The organism is candidate division TA06 bacterium (assembly GCA_004376575.1).
Classification (GTDB): Bacteria; Hydrothermota; DG-26; order E44-bin18; family E44-bin18; genus E44-bin18.
This window is the reverse complement of the sequence record SOJN01000070.1, coordinates 45,969-68,765: the sequence shown is the minus strand read 5'-3', so window position 1 is coordinate 68,765 and position 22,797 is coordinate 45,969. Positions and strand designations below refer to the sequence as shown.

General features: G+C 50.4%; 23 protein-coding genes. 7 read left to right on the top strand and 16 right to left on the bottom strand.

All coding sequences use genetic code 11. The annotated features are described in order from the left end of the window. The first annotated feature begins 38 nt into the window (after positions 1-38). From E3J62_05725 to nth, 3 genes are all read left to right on the top strand, one after another. Positions 39-488: a DUF1572 domain-containing protein gene (locus E3J62_05725; protein ID TET46051.1), complete on the top strand. Its 450-nt coding sequence runs from the start codon at positions 39-41 to the stop codon at positions 486-488. A 102-nt stretch (positions 489-590) separates the two neighbouring features. After that, positions 591-1,532, top strand: coding sequence for a thioredoxin-disulfide reductase (gene trxB, locus E3J62_05720; protein ID TET46035.1), 942 nt, complete (start codon positions 591-593; stop codon positions 1,530-1,532). 89 nt (positions 1,533-1,621) lie between these two features. Next, a complete protein-coding gene (gene nth, locus E3J62_05715; protein ID TET46034.1) occupies positions 1,622-2,296 on the top strand; it encodes an endonuclease III in 675 nt (224 codons plus the stop codon). 152 nt (positions 2,297-2,448) lie between these two features. On the opposite strand, the gene tsaA is transcribed toward nth, so the two are convergent. After that, positions 2,449-2,934 (bottom strand): tRNA (N6-threonylcarbamoyladenosine(37)-N6)-methyltransferase TrmO, encoded by a 486-nt coding sequence (gene tsaA / locus E3J62_05710; protein ID TET46033.1) that lies wholly within the window; start codon positions 2,932-2,934, stop codon positions 2,449-2,451. Between the two features lie 228 nt (positions 2,935-3,162). Here tsaA and E3J62_05705 point away from each other — a divergent pair, with 228 nt between their 5' ends. After that, positions 3,163-4,482 (top strand): VWA domain-containing protein, encoded by a 1,320-nt coding sequence (locus E3J62_05705; GenBank protein TET46032.1) that lies wholly within the window; start codon positions 3,163-3,165, stop codon positions 4,480-4,482. A 135-nt stretch (positions 4,483-4,617) separates the two neighbouring features. Here E3J62_05705 and E3J62_05700 read toward each other — a convergent pair whose 3' ends face one another. The 6 genes from E3J62_05700 to E3J62_05675 all read right to left on the bottom strand — a co-directional run bounded on the left by E3J62_05700 (position 4,618) and on the right by E3J62_05675 (position 13,600). Continuing rightward, entirely contained in the window at positions 4,618-5,223 is a 606-nt protein-coding gene (locus E3J62_05700; GenBank protein TET46031.1) for an ATP-binding cassette domain-containing protein, read from the bottom strand. 18 nt (positions 5,224-5,241) lie between these two features. After that, positions 5,242-6,519, bottom strand: coding sequence for a citrate (Si)-synthase (locus tag E3J62_05695; protein TET46030.1), 1,278 nt, complete (start codon positions 6,517-6,519; stop codon positions 5,242-5,244). A 772-nt stretch (positions 6,520-7,291) separates the two neighbouring features. Next, a complete protein-coding gene (gene carB / locus E3J62_05690) occupies positions 7,292-10,492 on the bottom strand; it encodes a carbamoyl-phosphate synthase large subunit (protein ID TET46029.1) in 3,201 nt (1,066 codons plus the stop codon). Beyond that, positions 10,476-11,630, bottom strand: a complete 1,155-nt coding sequence (gene carA / locus E3J62_05685; protein TET46028.1) for a glutamine-hydrolyzing carbamoyl-phosphate synthase small subunit — start codon at positions 11,628-11,630, stop codon at positions 10,476-10,478. The genes carB and carA overlap by 17 nt, the downstream gene beginning before the upstream one ends. A 372-nt stretch (positions 11,631-12,002) precedes the next feature. Continuing rightward, entirely contained in the window at positions 12,003-12,422 is a 420-nt protein-coding gene (locus tag E3J62_05680; GenBank protein ID TET46027.1) for a pentapeptide repeat-containing protein, read from the bottom strand. A gap of 371 nt (positions 12,423-12,793) precedes the next feature. Next, the gene (locus E3J62_05675; protein ID TET46026.1) at positions 12,794-13,600 is read right to left on the bottom strand and encodes a hypothetical protein; all 807 of its coding nucleotides are present in this window, start codon (positions 13,598-13,600) and stop codon (positions 12,794-12,796) included. Between the two features lie 387 nt (positions 13,601-13,987). Between E3J62_05675 and E3J62_05670 the strand changes: the two genes are divergently transcribed. From E3J62_05670 to E3J62_05660, 3 genes are all read left to right on the top strand, one after another. After that, the gene (locus E3J62_05670; GenBank protein ID TET46025.1) at positions 13,988-14,275 is read left to right on the top strand and encodes a hypothetical protein; all 288 of its coding nucleotides are present in this window, start codon (positions 13,988-13,990) and stop codon (positions 14,273-14,275) included. A gap of 107 nt (positions 14,276-14,382) precedes the next feature. Beyond that, positions 14,383-16,026: an FAD-binding protein gene (locus tag E3J62_05665; GenBank protein ID TET46024.1), complete on the top strand. Its 1,644-nt coding sequence runs from the start codon at positions 14,383-14,385 to the stop codon at positions 16,024-16,026. Positions 16,027-16,407: 381 nt separating this feature from the next. Beyond that, complete coding sequence (locus tag E3J62_05660) at positions 16,408-16,869, top strand: YbhB/YbcL family Raf kinase inhibitor-like protein (GenBank protein TET46050.1); 462 nt, start codon at positions 16,408-16,410, stop codon at positions 16,867-16,869. A gap of 309 nt (positions 16,870-17,178) precedes the next feature. Here E3J62_05660 and E3J62_05655 read toward each other — a convergent pair whose 3' ends face one another. From E3J62_05655 to E3J62_05615, 9 genes are all read right to left on the bottom strand, one after another. Next, complete coding sequence (locus E3J62_05655) at positions 17,179-18,894, bottom strand: ferrous iron transporter B (GenBank protein TET46023.1); 1,716 nt, start codon at positions 18,892-18,894, stop codon at positions 17,179-17,181. After that, positions 18,891-19,127, bottom strand: a complete 237-nt coding sequence (locus tag E3J62_05650; protein TET46022.1) for a ferrous iron transport protein A — start codon at positions 19,125-19,127, stop codon at positions 18,891-18,893. The genes E3J62_05655 and E3J62_05650 overlap by 4 nt, the downstream gene beginning before the upstream one ends. A gap of 1 nt (position 19,128) precedes the next feature. Next, entirely contained in the window at positions 19,129-19,599 is a 471-nt protein-coding gene (locus tag E3J62_05645; protein TET46021.1) for a transcriptional repressor, read from the bottom strand. Between the two features lie 97 nt (positions 19,600-19,696). After that, positions 19,697-20,392, bottom strand: coding sequence for a cytochrome c biogenesis protein CcdA (locus E3J62_05640; GenBank protein TET46020.1), 696 nt, complete (start codon positions 20,390-20,392; stop codon positions 19,697-19,699). Continuing rightward, positions 20,389-20,880: a hypothetical protein gene (locus E3J62_05635; GenBank protein ID TET46019.1), complete on the bottom strand. Its 492-nt coding sequence runs from the start codon at positions 20,878-20,880 to the stop codon at positions 20,389-20,391. Before E3J62_05635 ends, E3J62_05640 begins: the two co-directional genes overlap by 4 nt. 43 nt (positions 20,881-20,923) lie before the next feature. Then, on the bottom strand, positions 20,924-21,160 hold the full coding sequence (locus E3J62_05630) for a thioredoxin family protein (protein TET46018.1): 237 nt from the start codon (positions 21,158-21,160) through the stop codon (positions 20,924-20,926). A gap of 9 nt (positions 21,161-21,169) precedes the next feature. Further along, on the bottom strand, positions 21,170-21,865 hold the full coding sequence (locus E3J62_05625) for a hypothetical protein (protein ID TET46017.1): 696 nt from the start codon (positions 21,863-21,865) through the stop codon (positions 21,170-21,172). Further along, positions 21,862-22,302: a hypothetical protein gene (locus E3J62_05620; GenBank protein ID TET46016.1), complete on the bottom strand. Its 441-nt coding sequence runs from the start codon at positions 22,300-22,302 to the stop codon at positions 21,862-21,864. The genes E3J62_05625 and E3J62_05620 overlap by 4 nt, the downstream gene beginning before the upstream one ends. Then, a complete protein-coding gene (locus E3J62_05615) occupies positions 22,275-22,766 on the bottom strand; it encodes a thioredoxin family protein (protein ID TET46015.1) in 492 nt (163 codons plus the stop codon). The genes E3J62_05620 and E3J62_05615 overlap by 28 nt, the downstream gene beginning before the upstream one ends. Positions 22,767-22,797 lie beyond the last annotated feature (31 nt).

Sequence of the window (22,797 nt, the reverse complement as noted above, 5' to 3'; positions counted from 1 at the left end):
TTAGCAATAACCAAAAGAGATTGGCAATTGTGAAGAAAATGCAAGAAGATATTGATCATAACTACCTGCATAACATAACAGAACTCTTTCTACACTACAAAAGGTTGGGGGACAAAGCGTTTGCGCAGATAAGTGATAGCGAAATCCATTGGCGGCCTGATGATGAATCGAATAGCATTGCCGTCCTTGTCAAACATATGCGGATGTTGTTGATCTGGGAAAAAGGTTGGAATTTTCTATTTTCAGCTCTTGGCAGATTGAAACCAGATGACTTGCAGAAGATTGTCTACATAAGAAACGAGGGACATACTGTTGTTGAGGCCATCAATCGACACCTGACACATTGTGCGCAGCACGTTGGACAAATCATATATATAGCGAAATGCCTGAGAGCTAAATCCTGGGAATCGCTCTCAATTCCGAAAGGGAAATCCGAAGAATTCAACAAGAAAAAGTTCAGCAGACCAAAAAGAAGAAACTCCTCCTAGACAATACGTTAAGAACGAAATAGGGCTGCGTCCACAGATTTGTAATTTGAAATTGCTGTGAACGTGTGGTAAAGTCGGGTAAGCATGTGAAAAGGAGTTAAGATGGGGGAAGAGGTACGCGATGTGATCATAATCGGAGGTGGGCCCGGGGGACTGACGGCGGCCATATACACGGCGAGGGGTGGGTTAGACACCATCGTGCTGGAGAAAGCAGTCTGTGGAGGGCTCGCGGCCACGACTGATCTATTAGAGAACTACCCCGGTTTCCCGGAAGGTATAAACGGCATGGACCTGATGGATAAGTTCAAAAGCCAAGCTCAGAAGTTTGGCGCTAACATTTCTGAGTTTAAGGAAGTCAAGAAGATTGAAAAGGCTGGCCATTTTATAAGCGTGAAGACGGACAAAGACGAGTACAAGGCTTACAGCGTGATAATCGGTTCAGGTAGCGTTCCCAAGAAGCTGAACGTTCCCGGTGAGGAGAAGTTCACAGGCAAAGGGGTTTCTTACTGCGCTACTTGCGATGGCCCGCTGTACAAGGGTAAGGACGTTGTAGTCGTGGGAGCTGGAAACTCCGGACTGCAGGAGAGCGAGTATCTCCTCAAGCACGTGAAGAGCGTCACAATCGTCGAGTTTCTTCCTCATGTGACCGGAGAAAAGATACTCGAAGAACAGCTCCAGAAGAACACAAACGTGAAGTTTCTCTTGAATCACCTACTCGCCTCTATAAACGGCAAAGATGTGGTTGAGTCGGTGACCGTGAAGAATCGGGGAACGGAAGAAGAGAGGACCTTTGAAACCTCAGGTGTCTTCATATACGCGGGATTTCTTCCATATTCTGAACTCGCCAAAGGCGTGGTCGAGATGGATGAACAGGGGTACATCATAACCAATGAGAATATGGAGACGTCTACGCCAGGCATATACGCGGTAGGCGACATACGTTCAAAGAGGTATAGACAGGTAGTCATTGCCTGTGGTGAAGGAACAATAGCAGGGATGGCCGCGACTGAGTACGTAAACAAATTACGAATTAGTGATTACTAATTACGAAACTCCCCCTTCCTCTTGCTCTCCAAGGGTGGGGCTGAAGGTGGAATTTCGTGATTTCGCAATTTCGTTTTAGAGGGCGATAGGTGACAGGTAATAAGAAAACCAGGGTCAAAAAGCCCGACCCCAAATTGAAAAATAAAGTAACCCGGATTATCCGAGTGTTGAGCAAAGAGTTTCCGGACGCAAAGACGGCGTTGAAGCATAGGAATCCGCTAGAGATGCTCATATCCACGATACTTTCGGCGCAGTGCACGGATGCAAAGGTGAATGAGGTTACCGCAGTTTTGTTCAAGAAGTACAAGTCTCCTGAAGACTATGCTAAAGCAAACATTATGCAGTTGCAGAAAGAAATAAGACAAACAGGCTTCTTCAGGAACAAGACAAAGAACATAAGAGCAGCTTCGGCGGCCCTAATAGAAAGATTCGACTCCCAGGTCCCAAGGACTATGGAGGAACTGCTAACGCTCCCGGGTGTTGCAAGGAAGACAGCCAATATTGTACTTCAAAATGCATACGGGGTGATTGAAGGAATCGCTGTAGACACGCACGTCCGAAGGCTCAGCCAACGGCTGGGCCTCACCAAGAACAAAGATCCAAACAAGATTGAACAAGACCTGATGCAAATCACTCCCACGAAGGATTGGGCAAGGATTACTGATCTTCTGATATGGCACGGGAGAAAGGTGTGCAACGCCCAAAGACCGAAGTGCGCGGAGTGCGTCCTGGCCAAGCTCTGCCCCTCCGCATTCTCATTCTGACACACTCCACACGAAACCACAGATTTCACGGATTACCACAAGATTTCTTTTCTCTGGACTAGCCATAGGGTCAGGGTTTTTCTGTGTTAATCTAGTGTAATCTCGTGGTTACAGGTCTTATTCTCTATTTTCGTGGGTGGGGGGTTGGGTAGTCAGGGAGTGAATCGGTCATCGGCGACTGCGTCCTCAGTGCGGCGCACCTTGTCTTTCAGCCATCCTATTCGTATATCTTCGGTTTTTTCAAACTTGGGGATATACGGCTTTATGTCGAGTAAAGGAGTTCCATCAACAATATCCAGGTCAGAAATGTAGAGCGTGGTTCCTTCTATCTTTTCCAGAGGGACAACGGATATGCCTATTGCATTGGGTCGCTTCGGTGCCCTGGTAGCAAAAAGTCCCCTCTTTACATGATCCACAAACGGCAAAACCTCAAGTGAATACCCCTGCGATAAGTGTAGATGATAGATGAGAATTATGTGGGAAAACCCTTCCACGTCTTTCAGGCCTACCTCATATTGTGGCTCAAGCTCAACTGTTCCCTTTATCCCCTTGCGCCCTGACGGTTGGATGGGCACGCCCTTTGGTTCTCTAAAAGGCGAGTGTATCACTCCTATCGGCCTGTACTCTACCTTGTCCATGATGTACCTCATTCGCGAGCCTAGCAGAAGAGATGCTAGGAGTCAAGTTTGTAGGTTCAGAATCGCAGATCTTGTATTTGCCAGTTCGCACGCTCGACCTGCCAGGAGTGGAATGGGTGAGTGGCTAGGATTTATGAGAAAAGACTTGATATCCACATCCGGCAGGAGCATAGTGTATAAGTGATGCGCTGAATGGAGCTTGTTTAACCTTCAAGGGGGAGGTAGAAAATGAAGTGGCCTCCACTAGTCTTGTGTTGTGCACTCCTTGCAGCAGCCGCGGCCTCCAATGAGTTCCCACGAGTCACAACTGATAAGTCTGTTTGGCCGGATCAAATCTATCTCGCAGGCACCGGCGTCCCTGATGAGGCCGAGGTTACGCTGACTGTCGAAGGAATAGGCGATACGATAGCTCCGATGGCTATAGACCTCATTTTTGCGATTGACGTCTCGGGCAGTATGGAGGGTGCTCCACTTGAAACTGCAAAAGTTGCCGCCAGATGCATCTGCATGGGTCTTGACCCAACGACCGAGCAGTCAGGACTTGTCGCGTTTGGCACTGATGCGGTACTGTTGAGTGAACTGAGTCACCTCCATTGGATGCTTTTCCCTCTGATCGACAGTCTCAAGGCTGGCGGTTGGACTGTCCTTGGAGATGCCATCAATCTGGCTCAGGCTGAGCTTACCAGCCCACGCCGCAAGGAAAGCAATCTTCCAGTGATACTTTTACTGTCAGACGGCTCTTCCACGAGCGGCTCAGACCCTTTTGAGGCTGCACAGAATGCAAAGGCTTCAGGAACTCTTATCTACGCGCTGGGCTTCGGGAGCCCGGCGAGCGAGGAAACACTCAGACTCATTGTGAGCGAGCCGGACAGTGAAACCTACTGGCACTACCCTGACCTGTCGATGATCCCTGAGATTCTAAAGAGTATACGCATGGTTCCTACGTATCTTGCCGCCCGGCATCTGTCGGTCATTGAGCGTCTCGACTCAAGATTCAACTACGTTCCCGGGTCTTTCTCCATAGTCCCCGATAGAGTCGCGGGAAGAGCGGCAGAATGGACTGTTGGAGAACTGGGCCTTGCAGAAGACTGGAGTGTGACTTTCCGGGTGACCGCATCTGACACGGGCCTCCTACCCGTAGAGGTTCTACCAACCTCAAGGGCGAACTACATGAACTTCGCCGGGGGATGGGTCGACGAACCTTTTCCACAGGAATACATACGGGTCATAACGGGAGTGGGCGTGGCGGAAGGCCCAGTTTCGCTGAGAAGCGAAGACAATATCCTGCGCCTGGGCCCCAATCCTTTCTATGAATCATGCACAATTTCTTATTACGCTGACGGATACACAAGACTGAGACTGACCATTCACGACGTCGCTGGAAGGGTTGTACGGACACTCGTAGATGGTGTCCCCGCTGTCGACATGCACAGCGTGGTCTGGACAGGCGACGACCGCAATGGCCAACAGGTCCCCTCTGGAGTTTATGTCTGCAAGTATGAATCACCCACTACGACTAAATCAAAACTTCTCTTGCTAGTGAGATAGGTAATAAATTACTCATCACGAATTACAGATTACAAAAACACTCCGGGGCTCGTGGGGCGAGGTCGGCAGGATTCTACTTCCTCAATTTCTCATTTTCTAAATTTCCTAATTTCCGGCGGCAGTGGGTCGCGGAGATTAGAGTCCCAGGTAAGCTTCTCGGACTCTGTCGTCTTCGAGCAGATTGCTTCCTTCCATAATAATCCTACCATTTTCAAGCACATAGACCCTGTCACAAATCTGGAGACTCTGTCGGACATTCTGCTCCACTATCAGGACTGTAATCCCTTCTGTCCTGAGCTTCTCCACGACATCAAAGACCTGCTTCACCAGAAGAGGAGCCAGGCCAAGCGATGGCTCGTCAAACATCAATAGTTTGGGTCTGGACATCAGTCCTCTTGCCACAGCAAGCATCTGCTGCTCTCCCCCACTCAATGTCCCCGCGAATTGGCTTTTTCTTTCCCTCAGCCTGGGCATCAGTCCGAACACCCATTCCAATGAATCTGCCCTTTTCGTCTTTGCCTCCGGCCGCAGCGACCCCAGGATGAGGTTTTCCATGGTCGTCAGTTCTGGAAACAGTCTCCTCCCTTCAGGTATGTGAACAAGCCCAAGGTCAACCACTTTGTAAGCAGGAATGGCGCATATCTCACCTCCCGGATGAAGAACTTCAACAAGATTAACATGCTGCACATGGCGATTGCCACAAAAAAAGCAGCGCCACAATGGGCGCTGCTCACACTGAATACTCCAGGAGGATCGGGCTTAGCTCAGAACCTCCTTACTCACCCATTCGGTGACCACTGACTTCGGTCTGGTAATAGCACTCATCATTGCTCTCGCTTCGATTGCCTGGGAGCAGAGACCCATGGCACGAGAAATCCCGAATGGAACGGTGTAGTAGTCCAACTCCTTCAATCCGAAGAAGTACAGGAGAGAACCAGAGCCCGCGTCCACGTTCGGATAGGGGTTCTTCGCTTTTCCGTGCTCTTTGAGTATGTCTGGCACAAGGGCAAAAAGCCGATCCACCGTCTTGAACGCCGGATCATCAGGGCAAACCTGCTGACCAAACGCATGGAAAGCGCTGAAGCGCGGGTCGGTAGCACGCAGAACAGCGTGGCCGTAGCCTGGAACGACCCTTCCGGAATTGAGAACATCCCACGTGAACTTCTTCAGTTCCTCATCACCCGGAACCTTGTTATCGAACTTCTCCAGGATTCCAAGCACGAACCTGAGGCACTCTTGGTTGGCAAGACCATGGAGTGGCCCCGCCAGACCGTTCAGACCAGCAGACAGAGAGTAGTAGATGTCGGAGAGAGCCGAATTGACTGTCCGACAGGTAAAAGCGCTCACATTCCCGCCCTCGTGGTCGCAGTGGAGAACCAGATACAGGCGCATGAAGTTCGCGAATTCCTTATGGTTACTTGCGCCAAGCATGTGTGCGTAGTTGCCTCCCCAGTCCAACTTGGGATCGGGATCTATGCGAGGACCCTTCTTGAAGCGCATCCTGTACATTCCTGCTGCCAGCGTCGGCAGTTTAGCAAGCAATGAGATGGCGTCCTCAAGAGTCCACTCCCAGTATTCGGACTTCTGAACACCCTCATCATACTTCTTCCTGAAGATGGACTCCTTCTGCATGCACAGTATGCCGGTGTCGAGCATGGTCATCGGATGAGAATCCTCAGGCATCGCCTCCAGAACCTTCCATACATAGCCCGGAACCTTCGCCTTTGCCCTCATCTCGTCCTGAAGAGACTTCAGGGCATCTGCATCCGGCAGCTCGCCCGTGCACAGAAGGAAGAAAATCTCCTCGGGAAGTTTTTTGGTCAGGTCCTTGATAGGAGTGCCCCGTATGATCAGGCCTGCTTCAGGCTCAACAAGTGACGTGTCGCAGACCATGCTTTTCACGCCTCTCATGCCGCCATATGCCTGCCGGACTGTGACATCTGATATGACGTGGTCGCCGTGTTCCTTGACCAAGCCACCAGCCCTTTCACGCCAGCCCGGGATTTTCTCCCTCAACTTCTCCTTAAGCGCTGCCACCTTCTCCTCCTTTCTACGACCGGACATTTGTCCGGATATTTTGAGCAGGGAACCTCCCCCCACTTAGATGTGTGATGTACACTCCCCTCGGCCGGCAACTGGACTCAGACCAGCCGGCCTCAGGGGAATTTTCATCTTATCATGTCCTTTGTCGTTCGTCAATACTGTTTGCGCAATTGTCGATGTCAATCTGAACATCGGGCGGTAGAGGCCGTAAACCACTATACAGTAAGGTCTTATGGGCTACCTGTAGAGGCGCCATTTTCCCCCTCATTGTGGTTTTTAGAAGATTCCTAGAATGACCCAACTTCTGCATCGCCAACTTCTTCGGGCAGGCAAACGAGAAAATGTCATTGCGAGGAGTGCGTCAGCGCGACGAAGCAATCTGGCACAAGCAGATCCGGAGTTTATCCTGAGAGTATCGAAGGGACTCCGTCCTTCGGACTCCGCTCCCCTCGATTCGTCCTTCGAAGAACTCAGGACTTCGCTCGGGATTAACTCTGTGTAACAAGCTCACCACGCCTTGCTTGTGACCTTTAACACAGAGTAAACAGGATGACAAAAGACCGATGTCATTCTGAGGAGGGGACCGACGAAGAATCTGCTTTTGGGAGATCCGGAGCTCATCCTGCCTACCCCGTTTCTCACGAAGTAAGATACACGGGGCCTCGCTCCACGAGGAGAGTATCGAAGGGACTCCGTCGCTGGCTACTCTCACGACTCCGCCTTCCGTCTTTTCCAATTCGTATTTTCGAGTGGAGACCGAAGGTCTTCAGGCGTGGTATTCCTGGAGTGACCGGACGGAAATCCAGTTTTCTCTGGCCTCCTCAATAGCCGTGACCAGAGCGGAGGCACACGATATTGTCGTCACACATGGTATGTTTGTCCTCAACGCGGATCTTCTTATCGCAGGCTCATCAAAGCGCGACCTTCTCCCGAGGGGGGTGTTTATCACCAAATCAACATCACCCCGCGTTATCAGCTGTGCGATGTCAGGCCTGCCTTCCTTCACCTTGTATACGGTCTGCACAACAAGCCCGGACATCTTGAGAGTCCTCGCTGTACCACGGGTGGCCAGAATCCTGAACCCAAGGGACTCCAGCCTTTTGGCCAATGAGATTATTGCTCTTTTATCCCTATCATTAACGCTTATGAAAGCTGTGCCGCACATGGGCAGGCTACCTTCAGACGCAAGCTGAGCCTTGGCGTATGCTCTTCCGAAGGTGGAGTCGATACCCATTACTTCTCCAGTCGAGCGCATCTCCGGGCCGAGGATTGTGTCCACTCCGGAAAACCTTGCAAAGGGGAAGACGGGTTTCTTCACGCTAACGTATTCTGGCGCCCCGTTTTTCTTCAGCCCGAATTCTCTAAGCTTTCGTCCCAGCATCAGTTTGGTTGCGACCTTAACAAGGGGAATGCCTATTGCCTTGGAAACGAACGGAATCGTCCTGGAGGCTCGGGGATTTATCTCCAAAACGTATACACGATTGCCTCTGATTGCTAGCTGGACATTGAACAGTCCGCACACTTTGAGCGCCTTTGCCAGAAGTGCGCTCTGCCTTTCAATCTCTTCAATGGCCTCCTCGCCAAGAGAATAGGCTGGAATCACGCAGGAGGAGTCACCGGAATGGACACCCGCTTCTTCAATGTGCTCCATGACCGCTCCCACAAAGACTTCCTCTCCATCGCTCACGCCATCGACGTCAACCTCGACTGCGTCCTCGAGGAACCTCTCAATGAGAACGGGCATGCCTGGACACTCAGACAGGGCCTCCTCCATGACTTCCTTCAGTCTTGCATCATCATAGACTATTTCCATGGCCCGACCCCCAAGAACATAGGAGGGCCTGACTATGGCTGGATAGCCTATCTCGCTGGCTACTTCAATGGCAGAAGCAAGGTCTGTCGAGGTCGCGCTTCTGGGTTGTCTAAGACCCAATGAGTTTATCACCTTTCTGAACCTCTTCCTATCCTCTGCTCTGTCTATGTCGTTCGGAGATGTTCCAAGAATCCTCACTCCTGATTTTGCCAGGCTCCCGGCAAGTTTGAGAGCGGTCTGCCCACCCAACTGGACGATGAGTCCGAATGGGTCTTCCTTTTCTACTATGTTGAGCACATGCTCGAAACTCAGAGGTTCAAAATAGAGTCTGTCCGAGATGTCGTAATCCGTAGAAACAGTCTCCGGATTTGAGTTTATCATTATGGATTCATACCCCTCTTCTCTCAATGCCAGTGAGGCATGGACGCAGCAGTAGTCAAACTCAATCCCCTGACCAATTCTGTTTGGGCCGCTTCCCACAATCACAACCTTTTTTGAATCTGTCGGTTTGAACTCATCCTCTGTCTCATATGTCGAGTAATAGTAAGGAGTGCGAGCCTCAAATTCACCCGCACACGTGTCCACGGATTTTATTACTGGCAAGATCCGGTGCCTACTTCTCAGCTCCCTAACCTCCCCCTCATTCCTGTCTATCAGATAAGATAATTCCAGGTCCGCAAACCCATTGCGCTTTGCCTCCCGCAGGAGTTCAGGCGTTAACTGAGGAGCGTTCTTGATCTCTTTCTCCAGACTGACAATCTCCAGCAGTCTGGTGATGAACCACCTGTCAACCTTGGTGAGACTGTGTATTTCTTCGATGCTCATGCCAAGCCTCAAGGCATCTCTCATGTACAGACATCTAGTCGGATTGGGAACGGCCAGCGCTTTCTTCACCTGTTCCAGTGTCGCGCCATTCCCCGAGATCCACCTATCAACTGCCTTTGGTTGTTCCAAGGACGCAATTGCTTTCTGGAAAGCCTCTTTGAAGGTCCTTCCTACTGCCATCACCTCTCCTACAGACTTCATCTGTGAGCTGAGTGTTGCATCCGCCTTTGGAAACTTCTCACTCGCCCACCTGGGAAGCTTCACGACGCAGTAATCGAGGACGGGTTCGAAAGACGCTGGTGTAGTTCCTGTTATGTCGTTGGGGATTTCATCAAGAGTGTATCCGATGGCAAGTTTGGTGGCTATCTTGGCTATGGGGAATCCTGTAGCCTTTGAAGCAAGAGCTGAGGATCGTGACACCCTCGGATTCATCTCTATTACGAGCATCCGCCCATCCTCAGGGTTGTATGCAAATTGAACATTGGACCCGCCGGTGTCCACTCCTATCTCCCTGATGACCATGAGCGCAGCATCCCTCATCTTCTGATATTCTTTGTCGGGAAGCGTCTGCTGAGGAGCGACAGTGATTGAGTCTCCGGTGTGAATTCCCATTGGGTCAAAGTTCTCTATGGAACAGACGACTATCGCGTTATCACTTCTATCCCTCATAACCTCGAGCTCGTACTCTCGCCAGCCGAGCAGGAACTCTTCTATCAGGGTTGCATGCACCGGACTCGCATTCAATGCAGCGGCGATGGACCGCCTGAACTGTCCTTGATCTTCAACCACACTGCTCCCGATTCCTCCGAGTGTGAAGTACGGCCTGATAATCAGCGGAAAGTCGAAATTCCGAACCTTCTTCTCAGCTTCTTCCATAGATTCAACGAAGACGCTTCTCGGTGTCTCGAGACATATATTGTCCATTGCTGTTTTGAACAGGGACCTATCTTCTGCCTTCTTTATCACCTCCAGCTTAGCACCGAGGAGTTCAACACCTTGCTCCTCCAAGAATCCGGAACGTGCAAGCGAATAGGCGATGTTCAAGCCGGTCTGCCCTCCCAGTGTAGACAGTACCGCATCTGGCTTTTCTCTCAAGATAATTGCCTTGCATACCTCCGTGGTCAATGGTTCGATGTAAGTCCGCTCAGCCATTTCAGGATCTGTCATAATGGTCGCAGGATTCGAATTGACAAGGACAACCTCATACCCTTCAGAGCGGAGCGCCCTGCAGGCCTGAGTCCCGGCATAATCAAATTCGCACGCCTGGCCTATGACTATTGGGCCTGAGCCGATGATGAGGATCTTCCTTATGTCATCTCGCCTTGGCAACTTCTTCCATTGCAGAAACGAAGCTTTTGAAAAGGTAATGTGAGTCGTTCGGGCCGGGACAGGCCTCAGGATGGTACTGGATCCCAAAGAGATCCGCGTCGCTGTGCCTCATCCCTTCGACAGTTCCGTCGTAAAGGTTTATGTGAGTAACTTCTGCACCGCGAGCTTCAATTGATTCTGCATCTGCTGCATAGTTGTGGTTCTGAGACGTTATCTTCACCTCTCCTGTTCTTACATCCTTGACCGGATGGTTTCCACCGTGATGGCCGAACTTCAGTTTGTATATTCTCGCTCCCAGAGCAAGGCAGAGTATCTGGTGGCCGAGACATATGCCAAAAAGAGGAACCTTGCCCATGAGAGTCCTGGCAGCCACTATTGCGTGTCTTACCATCTCCGGGTCCCCCGGTCCATTGGATAATACGACACCATTTGGCCGCATCTTGAGCACTTCCTCTGACGGAAAGTCATGGGGGACTACAGAAACTGCGATCCCAAGTGAAGAAAGAGAGTTGAGTATCCCTCTCTTCGCCCCAAAGTCGTATACTACCACGCGAAGAATGCCAGGTTCCTGGCTTGCCTTGAACCCGTTCCAGTCATATGGCCCTTTGCATGAGCATCCCTCCACAAGATTGAGCTCCCGTATGTCTCTCACGGCCAATACTTTCTTGTGCAGACTATCTGGACTAAGATCCGTGCTGGATATGACCCCTCTCATGGAACCCCTGCTTCTCAAGCGCTTGACTATCGCCCGTGTGTCCACGCCCTCCATTGAAACTACAGAGTGTTCCTTCAGGAAATGATTCAGATCGCTTCTACGGTCCGGCCAGACAGCCGGCGTGTATTCCTTCACCACGAAACCCTCAACATATGTGGATGAGGACTCTTGGTCTTCATCCCTCACTCCGTAGTTACCAATTTGGGGATACGACATTATGACTATCTGGCCTTTGTAGGAAGGATCTGTGAGAATCTCCTGGTAGCCCGCCATCGAGGTATTGAAGACTACCTCGCCTCCGGTCTCGCCACTTGCTCCAAGGGATCTCCCGAAATAGTGAGAACCGTCTTCGAGAACGAGAAGGGCAGGCTCAAAAAAATACCTCCCCGCCTTTTGCGGGAAGGTTTTTTCCTCTTCTACCACTCCACCCCCTTTCTAGCCTCACCGGACTAGTTTGAAGGGTCTAAGTTATCCCAACTCTCCAAGCCTTTGTATCAGACGGGCCGGCAGTTGTCAAGCGAATTCTTTCGAGAAGACAAAATACCAGGCCCGGTGCCAGGCGTGACACATTGACATCTTGGCCTGCAAGATAGGATTTCGTCATTTCGGGCGAAACCGGCCAACCTAGCCCTCCGGAGTAGGCAAAAGTTCATACGTGCCACCATACCGGCGGAGAAGGTGATAAAGGATTTCGAGAAATGGATAGGCAGAAGTATCAAGAAGATTGATACGTCCACGAGGGCCGGAACGAAACTGGAATAGAACTGTCATAGTGTCAAGCACCGAGCAAAGACCTTAAGTTTGTTTCTTATAAGCTTTGATCATCTCGGAAACAAGAATGCCATCAATTTTCATGCCCTCGATATTACATTCTTTGATTTCAACTCCAGACATATCAACCTTATTGAACTTGCTATCACAGAGCATCATTTCTTCGAATGTTATTGGGCGTTGTCTCTCTTGCTTACCATCTTCATCTGGTGCAGGACCAATATGTATGAATTTAACACCTCCCATATTAATACAATCAAGCGTTCCATCGCTCATATTTATGTTATGAAATGTCACTTTGCTCATATTGATGTCGTCAAAGTTTGTGTCGGAAAGATTGATATTGTGAAAATGAGAGTTCGACATATTCAGGTTATCAAATTTACATTCTGGTATCGTGCCATCTCTAACATCAAGAAAGTCTTTAGGCGACTGAATTTTCATTCAATTCACCTCCTTTCTAGTTGTCTTTGCAATTACCGGTAAAGAAAAAACTAAAGCTATTAATGAACTTAATCCTATGAATTTCTGTCAATTAATCTGGGATTCTTCTTCATTGATTATAACATTGTTTATGCCGATCCGCATAACACCCCAAACACTGTGTCGATTGCCGTATAAGACGCCTGCGAAAGTTGTGGAAGAATAGGATACCTCATCAACTATATCTATATAGCATATATCCCTATCCCTCCGCCACCCAAAAAAAGCGGTAAAAGAGTCGGATCCATGCATGCGGTGTCCAATTTGGGCTGGGGACGGTGCCACTTTACATTTAGGTAGCAACCATAAAGCGTAACTTTCTCATTTTCCGCCTAACCTGGTTCTAGTAGTTCTTGCTCTTTGAGAACCTGATTTCTGTGTCGGAACCGTCTGGTAAAAAGAACCCGGGCCATGTTTTCGGCTCCCTGTGTGCTCCACCGAGCTCCAACATCCATCCGGCGATTCAACTCTCGCATCTCTCTCTCCAGAGGCGACGTGGTGGTGAACTTAAAGCTCTCGTCTCCACTATATGCAAATATCTCCTTCCGAGCATTCTTAAGATATGTGGCAGACTTTCGGAACCCATGCTCCCCTAACATCCGAGTAAAGCGATCGTAAGCTAAGGAACCTTCTTGCCACAAGATCTCTCTCAGTTCCCTTGCAGCAGCAACAGTGTTGCGCCATCTGATACCATCCATAGACAAAATGATCCGAAGGTCATTGGGAAGATGCCAGCGACACCGTTGAACCTTCTGTGCACAGCCAGAGAGGTTCAGGAACCCATCGTGAACAAGACGCTGAGGATTCAACTGCTTCAACACCTTCTTCAATGGTTTAGGCCCTCCCAGAGAGAGAAAAAGAAGATCTTTCTTCAATGTGGGCCTACCATAGAGCAAAGGACCACGCTCAACAGAAATGGCCATATGGACTTCTTCCCCTCTGGTCCTCTTACCCGCTTTCACCTTAGTGTCGTCTACCATACAGTGCTCTACTGTCTCTGGCAAAGATCGAGCCTTCTCCTCGCTCCCCTTCCTGAAGATCCGTCGTCGGATCGTTTCACACGAGACCCGGACCCCGATAAGTCTTGAGAGGATTGCTCCAGAACGACCATACGGAAGCTGTGTTGCCAGATCAATCATCTTCTCCTCGACTTCTGGAAGAAAGCGAAGAGTTGAAGGGATCCCCAGTCTGAGTGCATAAGGACGAAACACCCTCTGGCATCTACGACAGGAGACCTGAGCTAAACGGATCTGATACGTCCCCCTGGAGGTCCTGATCTTACGACTTCGCCAGCCTCTCCGAATGAAGGACTTATGGCTACACCGAGGACAGACAAGAGGACCAGCCCTCGCCTCTTTATTCCACGGACGCCCCAGATCCTCTCTGAGCCAGTTCTTTTGAAGGATATAGATCAGATTCTCAAAGAGCGAAGCACAAATACTATCTGAAAGGCTTACACAGGTATCAAAGAGATCATTGACGTCAGCTACATTAGGTGCTACATTGTTTTCTGGACGAACTTCTGTTTGTCCGGGAAGCATCTGAACCTCCTGAGTTTGGTGTTCTCCTTTCTCAGGTTAGACAGATGCTTCTCTTACGTCAACACCAAAAGTTACGCATATTGTATACTACCTACATTTAAGATTGCTGATTTAAGATTGAAGATTGCCGGAATAGGGATTGAGTATAAGGTCTGGAGCGCAAACAGATTGCTCTCCCGGATGGGCAAAGTGGGCGCTTTGCGTGCGACAGGCAGGATCTTTGACTTGACATTTGACATCTTGGGCAGTGCGGCAACTGCCATAAGTCTGTAGGTGTCTTCCCCGCTTCGCGGGATTACCATGCTTGGAAACAATCTAATTGCACACTGCTCTGTGTTGGAGTAATATGGGCAAGAAAAGTCTTGCTAAGGAGAAAAACCATGGCCAAAACCGGGAGGAAGAAGACTGAAGAAAAAGAAGAAGACTGGTTTATCGAAAGAGATGCCAGGCAGACGTTGTTTGAGATGTTCAAGGAAATGAAGGAAAAAGTGGTACTCGAGGTTTTCACCAAGAAGGGGGAGAACGATCCGTACAATGATGTGACAGTGAAGTTTACCAGGGATCTGGCAAAACTGAGCAGCAAGATACAGGTAAATTTGAATTCAGTAGCCGACGCAAAATCAAAGAAGTACGACGTTGCAAGCTCGCCCACTGTGCTCATCAACCCCGAACAATACCGGATTCGATATACGGGCGCGCCGGCAGGTGAAGAGGGAAGGTCATTTATCGAGACAATTATGCTGGTGTCCCGTAGACAGAGCGGTCTTTCGAAAGCCTCAAAGGAAATTCTATCCAAGCTAAGTGAGAAAAGGAATGTGCAGGTTTTTGTAACCCTGGCATGCCCGTACTGCCCAGGCCAGGTTTTGAACGCCTTCAGGGCCGCCATTGAAAAACCGGACCTTGTATCTGGTGAGTGTGTTGATTCGAACGAAAATGTTGACCTCGCCAAGAAGTACAATGTGGGGTCGGTTCCACATACAGTAATAAATGGTAAGACTATGGGCCTTGGATTTGAGCCTGAAGAAAGATTCATTTCTGAGCTGGTCACACTGGAACCAGTAGAAGAGTGGGCACCTTCTGTTGACGAAGAAATGGTTGAAGCAGATGTGGTGATAGTCGGTGCCGGACCAGCAGGATTGACAGCCGGCATCTACGCAGAGAGAAGCGGGCTTAATGCAGTTGTCCTGGAGAAGGAAACCATCGGCGGACAGGTCCTGGTAACGCCATCAGTGGAGAACTATCCTGGTTTTGATAATATCGCGGGAAAGAAGCTGATGGAGATGATCAGCGCCCATGCCCAGAACTATGTGAATGTTCGAGAGGGTGAAGAGGTGAGGGAGATCAAAATCGGAAAGAACATAGAGGCGATCACTAACCGGGCCCGCTATGTGGCAAAAGCGCTCATTCTGGCGACCGGGGCCCGATATAGAAAACTGAAGGCACGCGGCGAGGATAGGTTTTTTGGACATGGCGTCAGTTACTGCGCCATGTGCGACGGCAACCTCTACAAAGGAAGGGACGTGATTGTGGTCGGTGGCGGCAATACCGCGCTGACCGACGCACTCTATCTCAAGAGCCTCCGTGCAAACGTCAGGATAGTCCACAGAAGAGACCAGTTCAGGGCGGAGAAATACCTTCAGGAATCTGTGAAGAAAGAGAACATCCCGGTTATCTGGGACTCCGCCGTCGAGGAGATCCTTGGCAAAGACAAACTCGATGGCGTGAAACTGAAAAACACGAAAGACAACACTACACAGGAGGCAAAGACTGACGGTCTCTTCGTGTCAATCGGTGAGGTCCCCAACATACAATTGGCTACGGAAGTGGGCATAGAGTTGTCGGATTCGGGCTTCATAAAAGTGGACCGAAAAGGCAAGACCAACATCCCTCGGATATATGCCGCAGGAGATGTGACTGGAGCAGTAAGGCAAATCGTCACTGCTGTGGGCGAAGGCGCAGCGGCAGCTATGTCAGCATTTGAGGGTATCTCCAGCCCCTACTGGACGCGGAAGGCCAACGACTAGCAAAACGAAACTAGGAAATTCCCGACCCCCATCCGCTCCCATTCGAAATTCCACACGACACGTCGGCATAACAAAAGTTCAGAAGTTCATACCTGCTTGCCCCGTTTCTCGCGAAGCGAGACACACGGGGCCTGCCCGCCTGGCTCGTTCCACGGGCGCTCGTCTCACGAGCCCTCGTTTCACGAGGTGTAAGGTGCTTGACATTGTTGGCCGAAGACCTAGAATTGTGGATGCCAGAGTGTAGCAACGAATGCAATAGGAAAAGGAGGTCAAAATATGCTGCGGATCTTGTTTGTTATTGCAGTGGTGGTCGCCGTAGCTTGCTGCCAGGCTGGTCAAGAGACTGAGCATCAGAAAGCGAAAGAGGAGGTTGGCAAGGTTATGTCAATCGAGATTAAGAGCAGTGCATTTGAAGAAGGTGGGATTATTCCCAGAAAGCACACCTGTGATGGAGAAGATGTTTCACCGGCTCTGTCCTGGTCAGGGGTGCCGGACGGCACCAGGGGTCTTGCTCTAATCTGCGATGACCCCGACGCACCAATGGGGATCTGGGTTCACTGGGTGATATATGGCATACCTGCAGATACGACTGACTTGCCAGAGGCTGTGCCGGCCGAAAGGACAGTTCTGGAGAGTGTGAAGCAGGGAATCACAGACTTCAGAAGAATTGGCTACGGCGGCCCATGTCCGCCCAAAGGCGCGCCACACAGGTACTTTTTCAAGCTCTATGCCCTTGATACAGACCTTGCTCTTGATTCAGGTATAACAAAAAAAGAGCTCCTCGCAGCCATGGAAGGGCACATCCTCGCTCAGGGACAGCTAATGGGAAGGTACGGGAGATAGACACTTAAACTACTGATTTCAAATTGCAGATTGCAAAAATCAAAGTCAAACGGAAAAGGGCCATGCCATCCTTAGATGGCACGAGTCATTTTTCGTCCTGAGACAAGTCTTGAGCAGTAGGCGAAGGACGGAGTCGAAGGATCTGCTGTCCCTCCGTACTAAGATGCGCAATGTAGGGGCCGGTCTGTCCTCCGAAGCCATGCGTTAGCTTGCACTCCGTAGTCAGGCAAGGCGAAGGAGGGTCTCCGCGCCCTCTTCGTTTGGGCAGGGAGACCCTGCCCCTACAAATGCGGGAGCTCTGGGTAACAGCTAGAAGATTCTTAGTATAAGATTAAGGATTCCGCCCACGGCAACAGCGGACGTGACCATGATCACAGCCGATTTGGCCATATCCTTTATGCCCAATTCTTTGATCAAGATGATGAATGTCGCCACACATGGGAAATACATGGTTAGAACCACGCTTGCCACGATGAGTTGACGCAAGTTAAGTCCCAGGGGCGAAAGCATTCCCACCGCAACATCTTTTCTCAGAAACCCTATGATAAGAGCCCCAACTGCCTCACGAGGAAGTCCCAGAACTCGTGTGATGACAGGAGCGGTTATTTTTCCGATAAAGTCAATTATATGAAGCGCGTAGAGGATGTTTACAATGAATACTCCAATAATGACCCACGGCACCGCCTCTTTGAGAAAATGTGTCGTCCGCATCCACAGTTTTTTCATTAGCCCGACAAGATAGGGGGGCCGGTACGGAGGGATCTCGACGAAAATCTCCGGACTCTCACCTTTAAGAAAACGGTTCATCACCAGACCGATGATTATCCAGACAGCAAAAAGGGTTCCAAAAACGACACCCAGCCCGGCGGCACCGTGTCTCCCAACAAGGCCTACAATCATTGCAATCTGTGCCATACAGGGAACACATATGGCCATCAACGTGGCTGCGATGAACCTTTCCCTTCGGGTCTCCAGTACCCTGGTGGCCATGGCTCCTGGAACATTGCACCCCAAACCCAGGAGCATGGGAATTACTGACAGCCCGTGAAGCCCCAACCTGTGCATAACCGTGTCAACCAGGACGCCCAATCTGGGCAGATAGCCGGAATCCTCCAGGAAGCTCAACACAAAATAGAACGCGAAAACATACGGAAGGACCATGGCAAAAGGGACAAACAGCCCTGTGGTCAACAGCCCCAGGGATTCCACAAAATCGATCTCGCCCTCAACCAACTTCCCGATCAATACGTCGTGGATAAAACCTCCTGAGCCAAGCAGCGCAGAGAGCCTCATTACAAGCGGAGCCCAAAGCTTTTCAAAAATGGGTTCAAAGACATATGCTATGAGACTCTCACCCACCCATCTTATGATTTGAAAGATTGCGAACATAACGATTAGTGCTATGGGAATCCCGGTGGCCGGCATTACCGAAGCATCTGCCAGCCTTTCAAGGAAAGTGTGGTGGCGATGGCTCACCTTCTGCACAAAATCCACAAGCCTCCCGATCTCAAACCACCTCTCCTCTTCCTTGTATTGGTAGGAGCCCGGATTTGCTTCTGCCACCCGGGACACCAGAGTCTTGATCCCCTCTCCGCTTATGGCGGAGGTTGGGACAACCGGCACACCAAGCGACTCTTCAAGGCTCCTAACATCAATAGAGATTCCTGTATGTTTCGATTCGTCCCATAGATTCAGGGCGATGATGAAGGGAATTCCTTTCTTGATGAGCTCAAGGGTGAGATTGAGATTGCGCTCAAGATTTGTGGCATCCACAACATTGATGACCACGTCAGCTTCCTCCAGCAATTCGGATGCAACCTCCTCAGCTCTTGAGGCCGGCTCTAGAGTGTAGGTTCCAGGAGCATCGATGACCACAGCCTTTTCTCCACCCAGCATCATGAAACCTTTAGTATACTCTACGGTCGTACCGGGGTAGTTCGAGGCGACTACATAGACTCCAGTGAGCCGTGAGAAGAGTACACTCTTCCCCACGTTCGGGTTCCCCATAAGGAGGACGGCCTTCATTCATCTACCTCAACAATGATTCTTCTCGCCATGCCGTAACCTATGGCAAGCTGAGTGCCTCCCACCTGGATTGAGACTGGCCCTCTCATCAACTGACTGGTGATCTTTGTGACCGTCACACCAACTCTTATCCCCATGACGCTCAGCTTACACGTCACGTTGCGACCACCCTCGATAAAGACGACTTCTCCGGACTGTCCGGACTCCAGCTGCGTAAGATTCATTGTTTCCATGTCATTGTCTCCTCCTCCGCTGGTGGCATTTGCTGCAGTAACCGTAGAGGACCAACCTGCGTTCTCTAATCTCGAAGTTCTTCTCCCTGGCAACCTCCTTCTGGAGATCCTCTATCTTTGCGTTCTCAAATTCAATAATCCTTCCGCATTTCTTGCATATCAAGTGGTCATGATGTTTCTCTTCTGTAGCAGGCTCGAAAAGGGTCTCATCAGGCCCAAATCTCCGTTCAGAGACAAGACCCGCGTCAACGGCAAGCTTCAGTGTTCTGTACACCGTGGAATATCCTACTCTCGGGTCCTTCTTCCTCACTTCATCATAGACCTCTTGGGCGCTGAGATGGGACCTTTTGCTGAGGAACAACGACCCTATCAGTTCCCTCTGTTGAGTCCATTTCAGGCCCTGAGAGCGAATGTACTTCTTGAACTGGAGCAACGCCACCCGTTCCGAACTATTTTTGACTTTGACTTTCATTTTCAACTAAATATACGCCGACTATCAAGTCTTGTCAAGCGGTATTCTGAGAAAACCGGGAGACTACTCCTGGAGGTTGGTGTACTATGTGCAGGATCTACCTGGAGAGGAACAAAAAGACGCCGACCCCAATAATAAGGATCCCTGCGCCCTTTTGCAGCCACATATTCGTTCTAGCAAATCTTTCAGAACTTACCACCTGTTTCACAAACCCGAAGGAAACTCCAGAGGCCAGGACAAGAACGGAGTGTCCCAGAGCGTAGCAGAAGAGAAGCAAGACCCCGAAAGGTACGCTGCTCTTGCTCGCTGCCAGATACGTTAGAAGTACTACAAGAATGGGAGCTGCACACGGGGTCGAGACTGTACCAAAAAGGAGACCCAAGATGAAAGCTCCGAGAAACCCCCCTTTTCTGACCTCGATTCGGCTCGAGAAGGAAGATCTGAACTTGAGGAACCCAAGTAGGTGGCCACCCATGGCAAGGCATACAATGAGGATTATGTATTTCCAGAATGGTCCGACATCACCCAGCAACCTCCCGGCCAGCGCAGCAATCACGCCCAAAATAGCAAATGTGAACGAAAGCCCCAAAACAAAAAAGAGTGAAAACAGCGCACCGCTTCGCCATGACTTGACTGACTCATTCCCACTGACAAAAGCGATAGCCAGAGGTATCATGGCCAAGACGCACGGATTTGAAGCTGTCAGCAGTCCTCCGAGGAAGACAAGCAAGGGAGCAAGCCACGGGGAGCTTCTTATGGCCTGCTCAGCGCCTGATATTAGAGACTGAATCATTGTGTATTCCCTAAGCTGGTCAGTAACTCCTCAAACGCAATGTGGTCGATGTCCCACTCATTCTTGAAGAGGACTTTTCCGTCTCCGTCAAGCACAAGAAAAGAAGGGATGAAGTGAACTCGGTATTCCTTGAAGAGCTGAACAGCCTTGTCTTCTTCTTTGGCATGATCAACAATGTCCAGATTGGAGCCAAGGCCAAGCCTGCGAAGTGTCTCCGCCAGATATTTCTCGTTCTCACGGCACTTCTCGAGAGCACACTGGCAAGTCTCACTAGATACAATCAGCACAAAGCGAACATTGTCAACACTAACTGCCGTTGACGCGACTTCTGCTGCAGCATCTTTGTGCTGCCCGTTACTAGCGGAACGGTCACTCGATTCAAGCGCGTTTGAATGCGCGTGTTCGCTATCACGCGAACACCCACACAGCACCCATATGGCGAGAACGACTGCCATCACGACTGACACAATAGTGCGTGTCTTTTCCATGGGAATCAACCTCTACCAGTTCGAATCAATCTGTGACTGCTGTCTACTTGCCGGTCAGCCACTCCTTTATCTCTTCCGGTCCAGGTACCTTTCCTTCCGACGCTTTCTTCCCATCCACAAACACCGCGGGCGTTCTCAAGACTCCTCGCGATGTCATCTCCTCTATATCCTTTACAAGAACAACCTCGGCATCAATCTCGAGGGACCTAAGAACCTCACGAACGTTCTCCTCGGTTTTCTTGCACCGCGGACATCCTGGCCCAAAAACTTCGACCTTCACGCTTCCCTCCTATTTAGTCGTTCGATTCTTCTTGATCATCTTCTTCAAGAACCTCTTGTAGGCCTCGCTGACTGACTCTTCCACATCCCGCTCCATCCCCTCGGGAATTGGATTGTATGCAGCCACTAGACTCATAATCTGCCCAAGGCCTTCATTTTCCTTGTACGACTCCTCAAATATGAGCGGAAGAGCGCGAACCTTCATTGGTTTGCCCCCGACTACAAGAGTCTGTACGGGAAGATCTATCCCGCAAGCACATTTCTCGTAGGAGACTCCCTCTTCATCCTCAGCCTCAGGCTCTGGCTCTATTTCGCCACGTTCTGCCAGTATGCTGTCAACAGCCGACGAAATCTCCTCCGCGACCTTCTGCACAAGAGTGTCAGAAGCCGCGGATGAGGGATCAAGGCCCAGTCTTTCGACAAAGTCTTCGATAGATATGCTGGTAACCACCTTTGCACTCATGGCGGACGTCACATTTTTCGCACACAACTTGCCACAACCGTCCACGGCAATCGTAGGATAAAAACGGGCAAACAATCTGTAGTCTTCATCCCCAGTAGAAAAAAGGGGCAAACACACGGTTGTTGTGGTCCCCCGCCTCAGGCGCCTGAGCACCATCAGTGTCGCCTTACGTGAGATTATCCCAAGGGGGCTTTCATCCCCGCCGCAACACACAATTCCCACTTTCTTCCCCAGGTAGGTCACCCTGCTTCTCCCCTGATTTTCCCGATCTCAGTCATGATGCGTTCGACTAGAATGTCTCTGAGCTTGATGCCGTCTTCACCCAGCTCCAGAATAGACTTCGGTCTCAGTTCGACATTCTTTGACCAGAGCTGAAGTACCTCCATGCGGGCCATAGCTGCTATCCCCTTACTGGCCAGGGTCTCTGACACACAGGACTCCTGGCAGCCCTCAACGACTACACAGTCACTTCTGCGCAGTCTTTCCAACGTTTCTTCATCATCCATGATCACGAGGGGCAAGCACACAGTCTGAAGACCCTTGGTATTCACAAGACTTCGAACCGATTCAGCAGCTATGGTGCCCATGATTTTTCCAATACCAGCACATCCCACGACAACTGTGGGTCTCTCCGCTTCCCCTCTCTTCTGGCCTACTTGACTTCCGCTTCTTTCAACCATTTCTCGAGTTCCTTACGGCTCGGAACCCTGCCCGCGGCCTTCAATTTGCCGTTTATCACCAATCCTGGCCCGCCAAAAACCTTGTACTTCTTCATCTTCTCCCTATCTCTCACATGTTCAACGTGTCCGCCTATGCCCAGGTCTGAAAGGACATTTTTGACCTCTAGCTCCATATGGTCACATTCCGGACAGCCTGGGCCCAACACTTCTACAAAAAGGACGCCAGGAGGCACTTCATCCACACTTTCGCCGCAATATCGCCGGTATTCTCGCATGAGGGCCTCGGCGTATTCGTCTTCGGCGGATTCCGGCACATAGTTTCTTTTTCTTGTCTCGTTGAGAAGAAATTGTTTGATAGCCTCTCCCGTCAGAGCTTTTGCCTTGGTTTGTTCAAGGACCTCGTCCAGACCGACGAGTCCCACCTGGCCATTTCCAACCCACAGCATCTTCACTTTGCTGGACACAACAGCTACCCCCTGCAGTCCCAGGTCGTAC

Excerpts from the sequence above, each read along its gene's own strand:
- E3J62_05725 (TET46051.1), top strand. The coding sequence starts at position 39 with ATGCAAGAAGATATTGATCATAACTACCTGCATAACATAACAGAACTC.
- trxB (TET46035.1), top strand. The coding sequence starts at position 591 with ATGGGGGAAGAGGTACGCGATGTGATCATAATCGGAGGTGGGCCCGGG.
- tsaA (TET46033.1), bottom strand. The coding sequence starts at position 2,934 with ATGGACAAGGTAGAGTACAGGCCGATAGGAGTGATACACTCGCCTTTT.
- E3J62_05705 (TET46032.1), top strand. The coding sequence starts at position 3,163 with ATGAAGTGGCCTCCACTAGTCTTGTGTTGTGCACTCCTTGCAGCAGCC.
- E3J62_05680 (TET46027.1), bottom strand. The coding sequence starts at position 12,422 with ATGAAAATTCAGTCGCCTAAAGACTTTCTTGATGTTAGAGATGGCACG.
- E3J62_05675 (TET46026.1), bottom strand. The coding sequence starts at position 13,600 with ATGATTGATCTGGCAACACAGCTTCCGTATGGTCGTTCTGGAGCAATC.
- E3J62_05665 (TET46024.1), top strand. The coding sequence starts at position 14,383 with ATGGCCAAAACCGGGAGGAAGAAGACTGAAGAAAAAGAAGAAGACTGG.
- E3J62_05660 (TET46050.1), top strand. The coding sequence starts at position 16,408 with ATGTCAATCGAGATTAAGAGCAGTGCATTTGAAGAAGGTGGGATTATT.
- E3J62_05655 (TET46023.1), bottom strand. The coding sequence starts at position 18,894 with ATGAAGGCCGTCCTCCTTATGGGGAACCCGAACGTGGGGAAGAGTGTA.
- E3J62_05650 (TET46022.1), bottom strand. The coding sequence starts at position 19,127 with ATGGAAACAATGAATCTTACGCAGCTGGAGTCCGGACAGTCCGGAGAA.
- E3J62_05645 (TET46021.1), bottom strand. The coding sequence starts at position 19,599 with ATGAAAGTCAAAGTCAAAAATAGTTCGGAACGGGTGGCGTTGCTCCAG.
- E3J62_05640 (TET46020.1), bottom strand. The coding sequence starts at position 20,392 with ATGATTCAGTCTCTAATATCAGGCGCTGAGCAGGCCATAAGAAGCTCC.
- E3J62_05635 (TET46019.1), bottom strand. The coding sequence starts at position 20,880 with ATGGAAAAGACACGCACTATTGTGTCAGTCGTGATGGCAGTCGTTCTC.
- E3J62_05620 (TET46016.1), bottom strand. The coding sequence starts at position 22,302 with ATGGTTGAAAGAAGCGGAAGTCAAGTAGGCCAGAAGAGAGGGGAAGCG.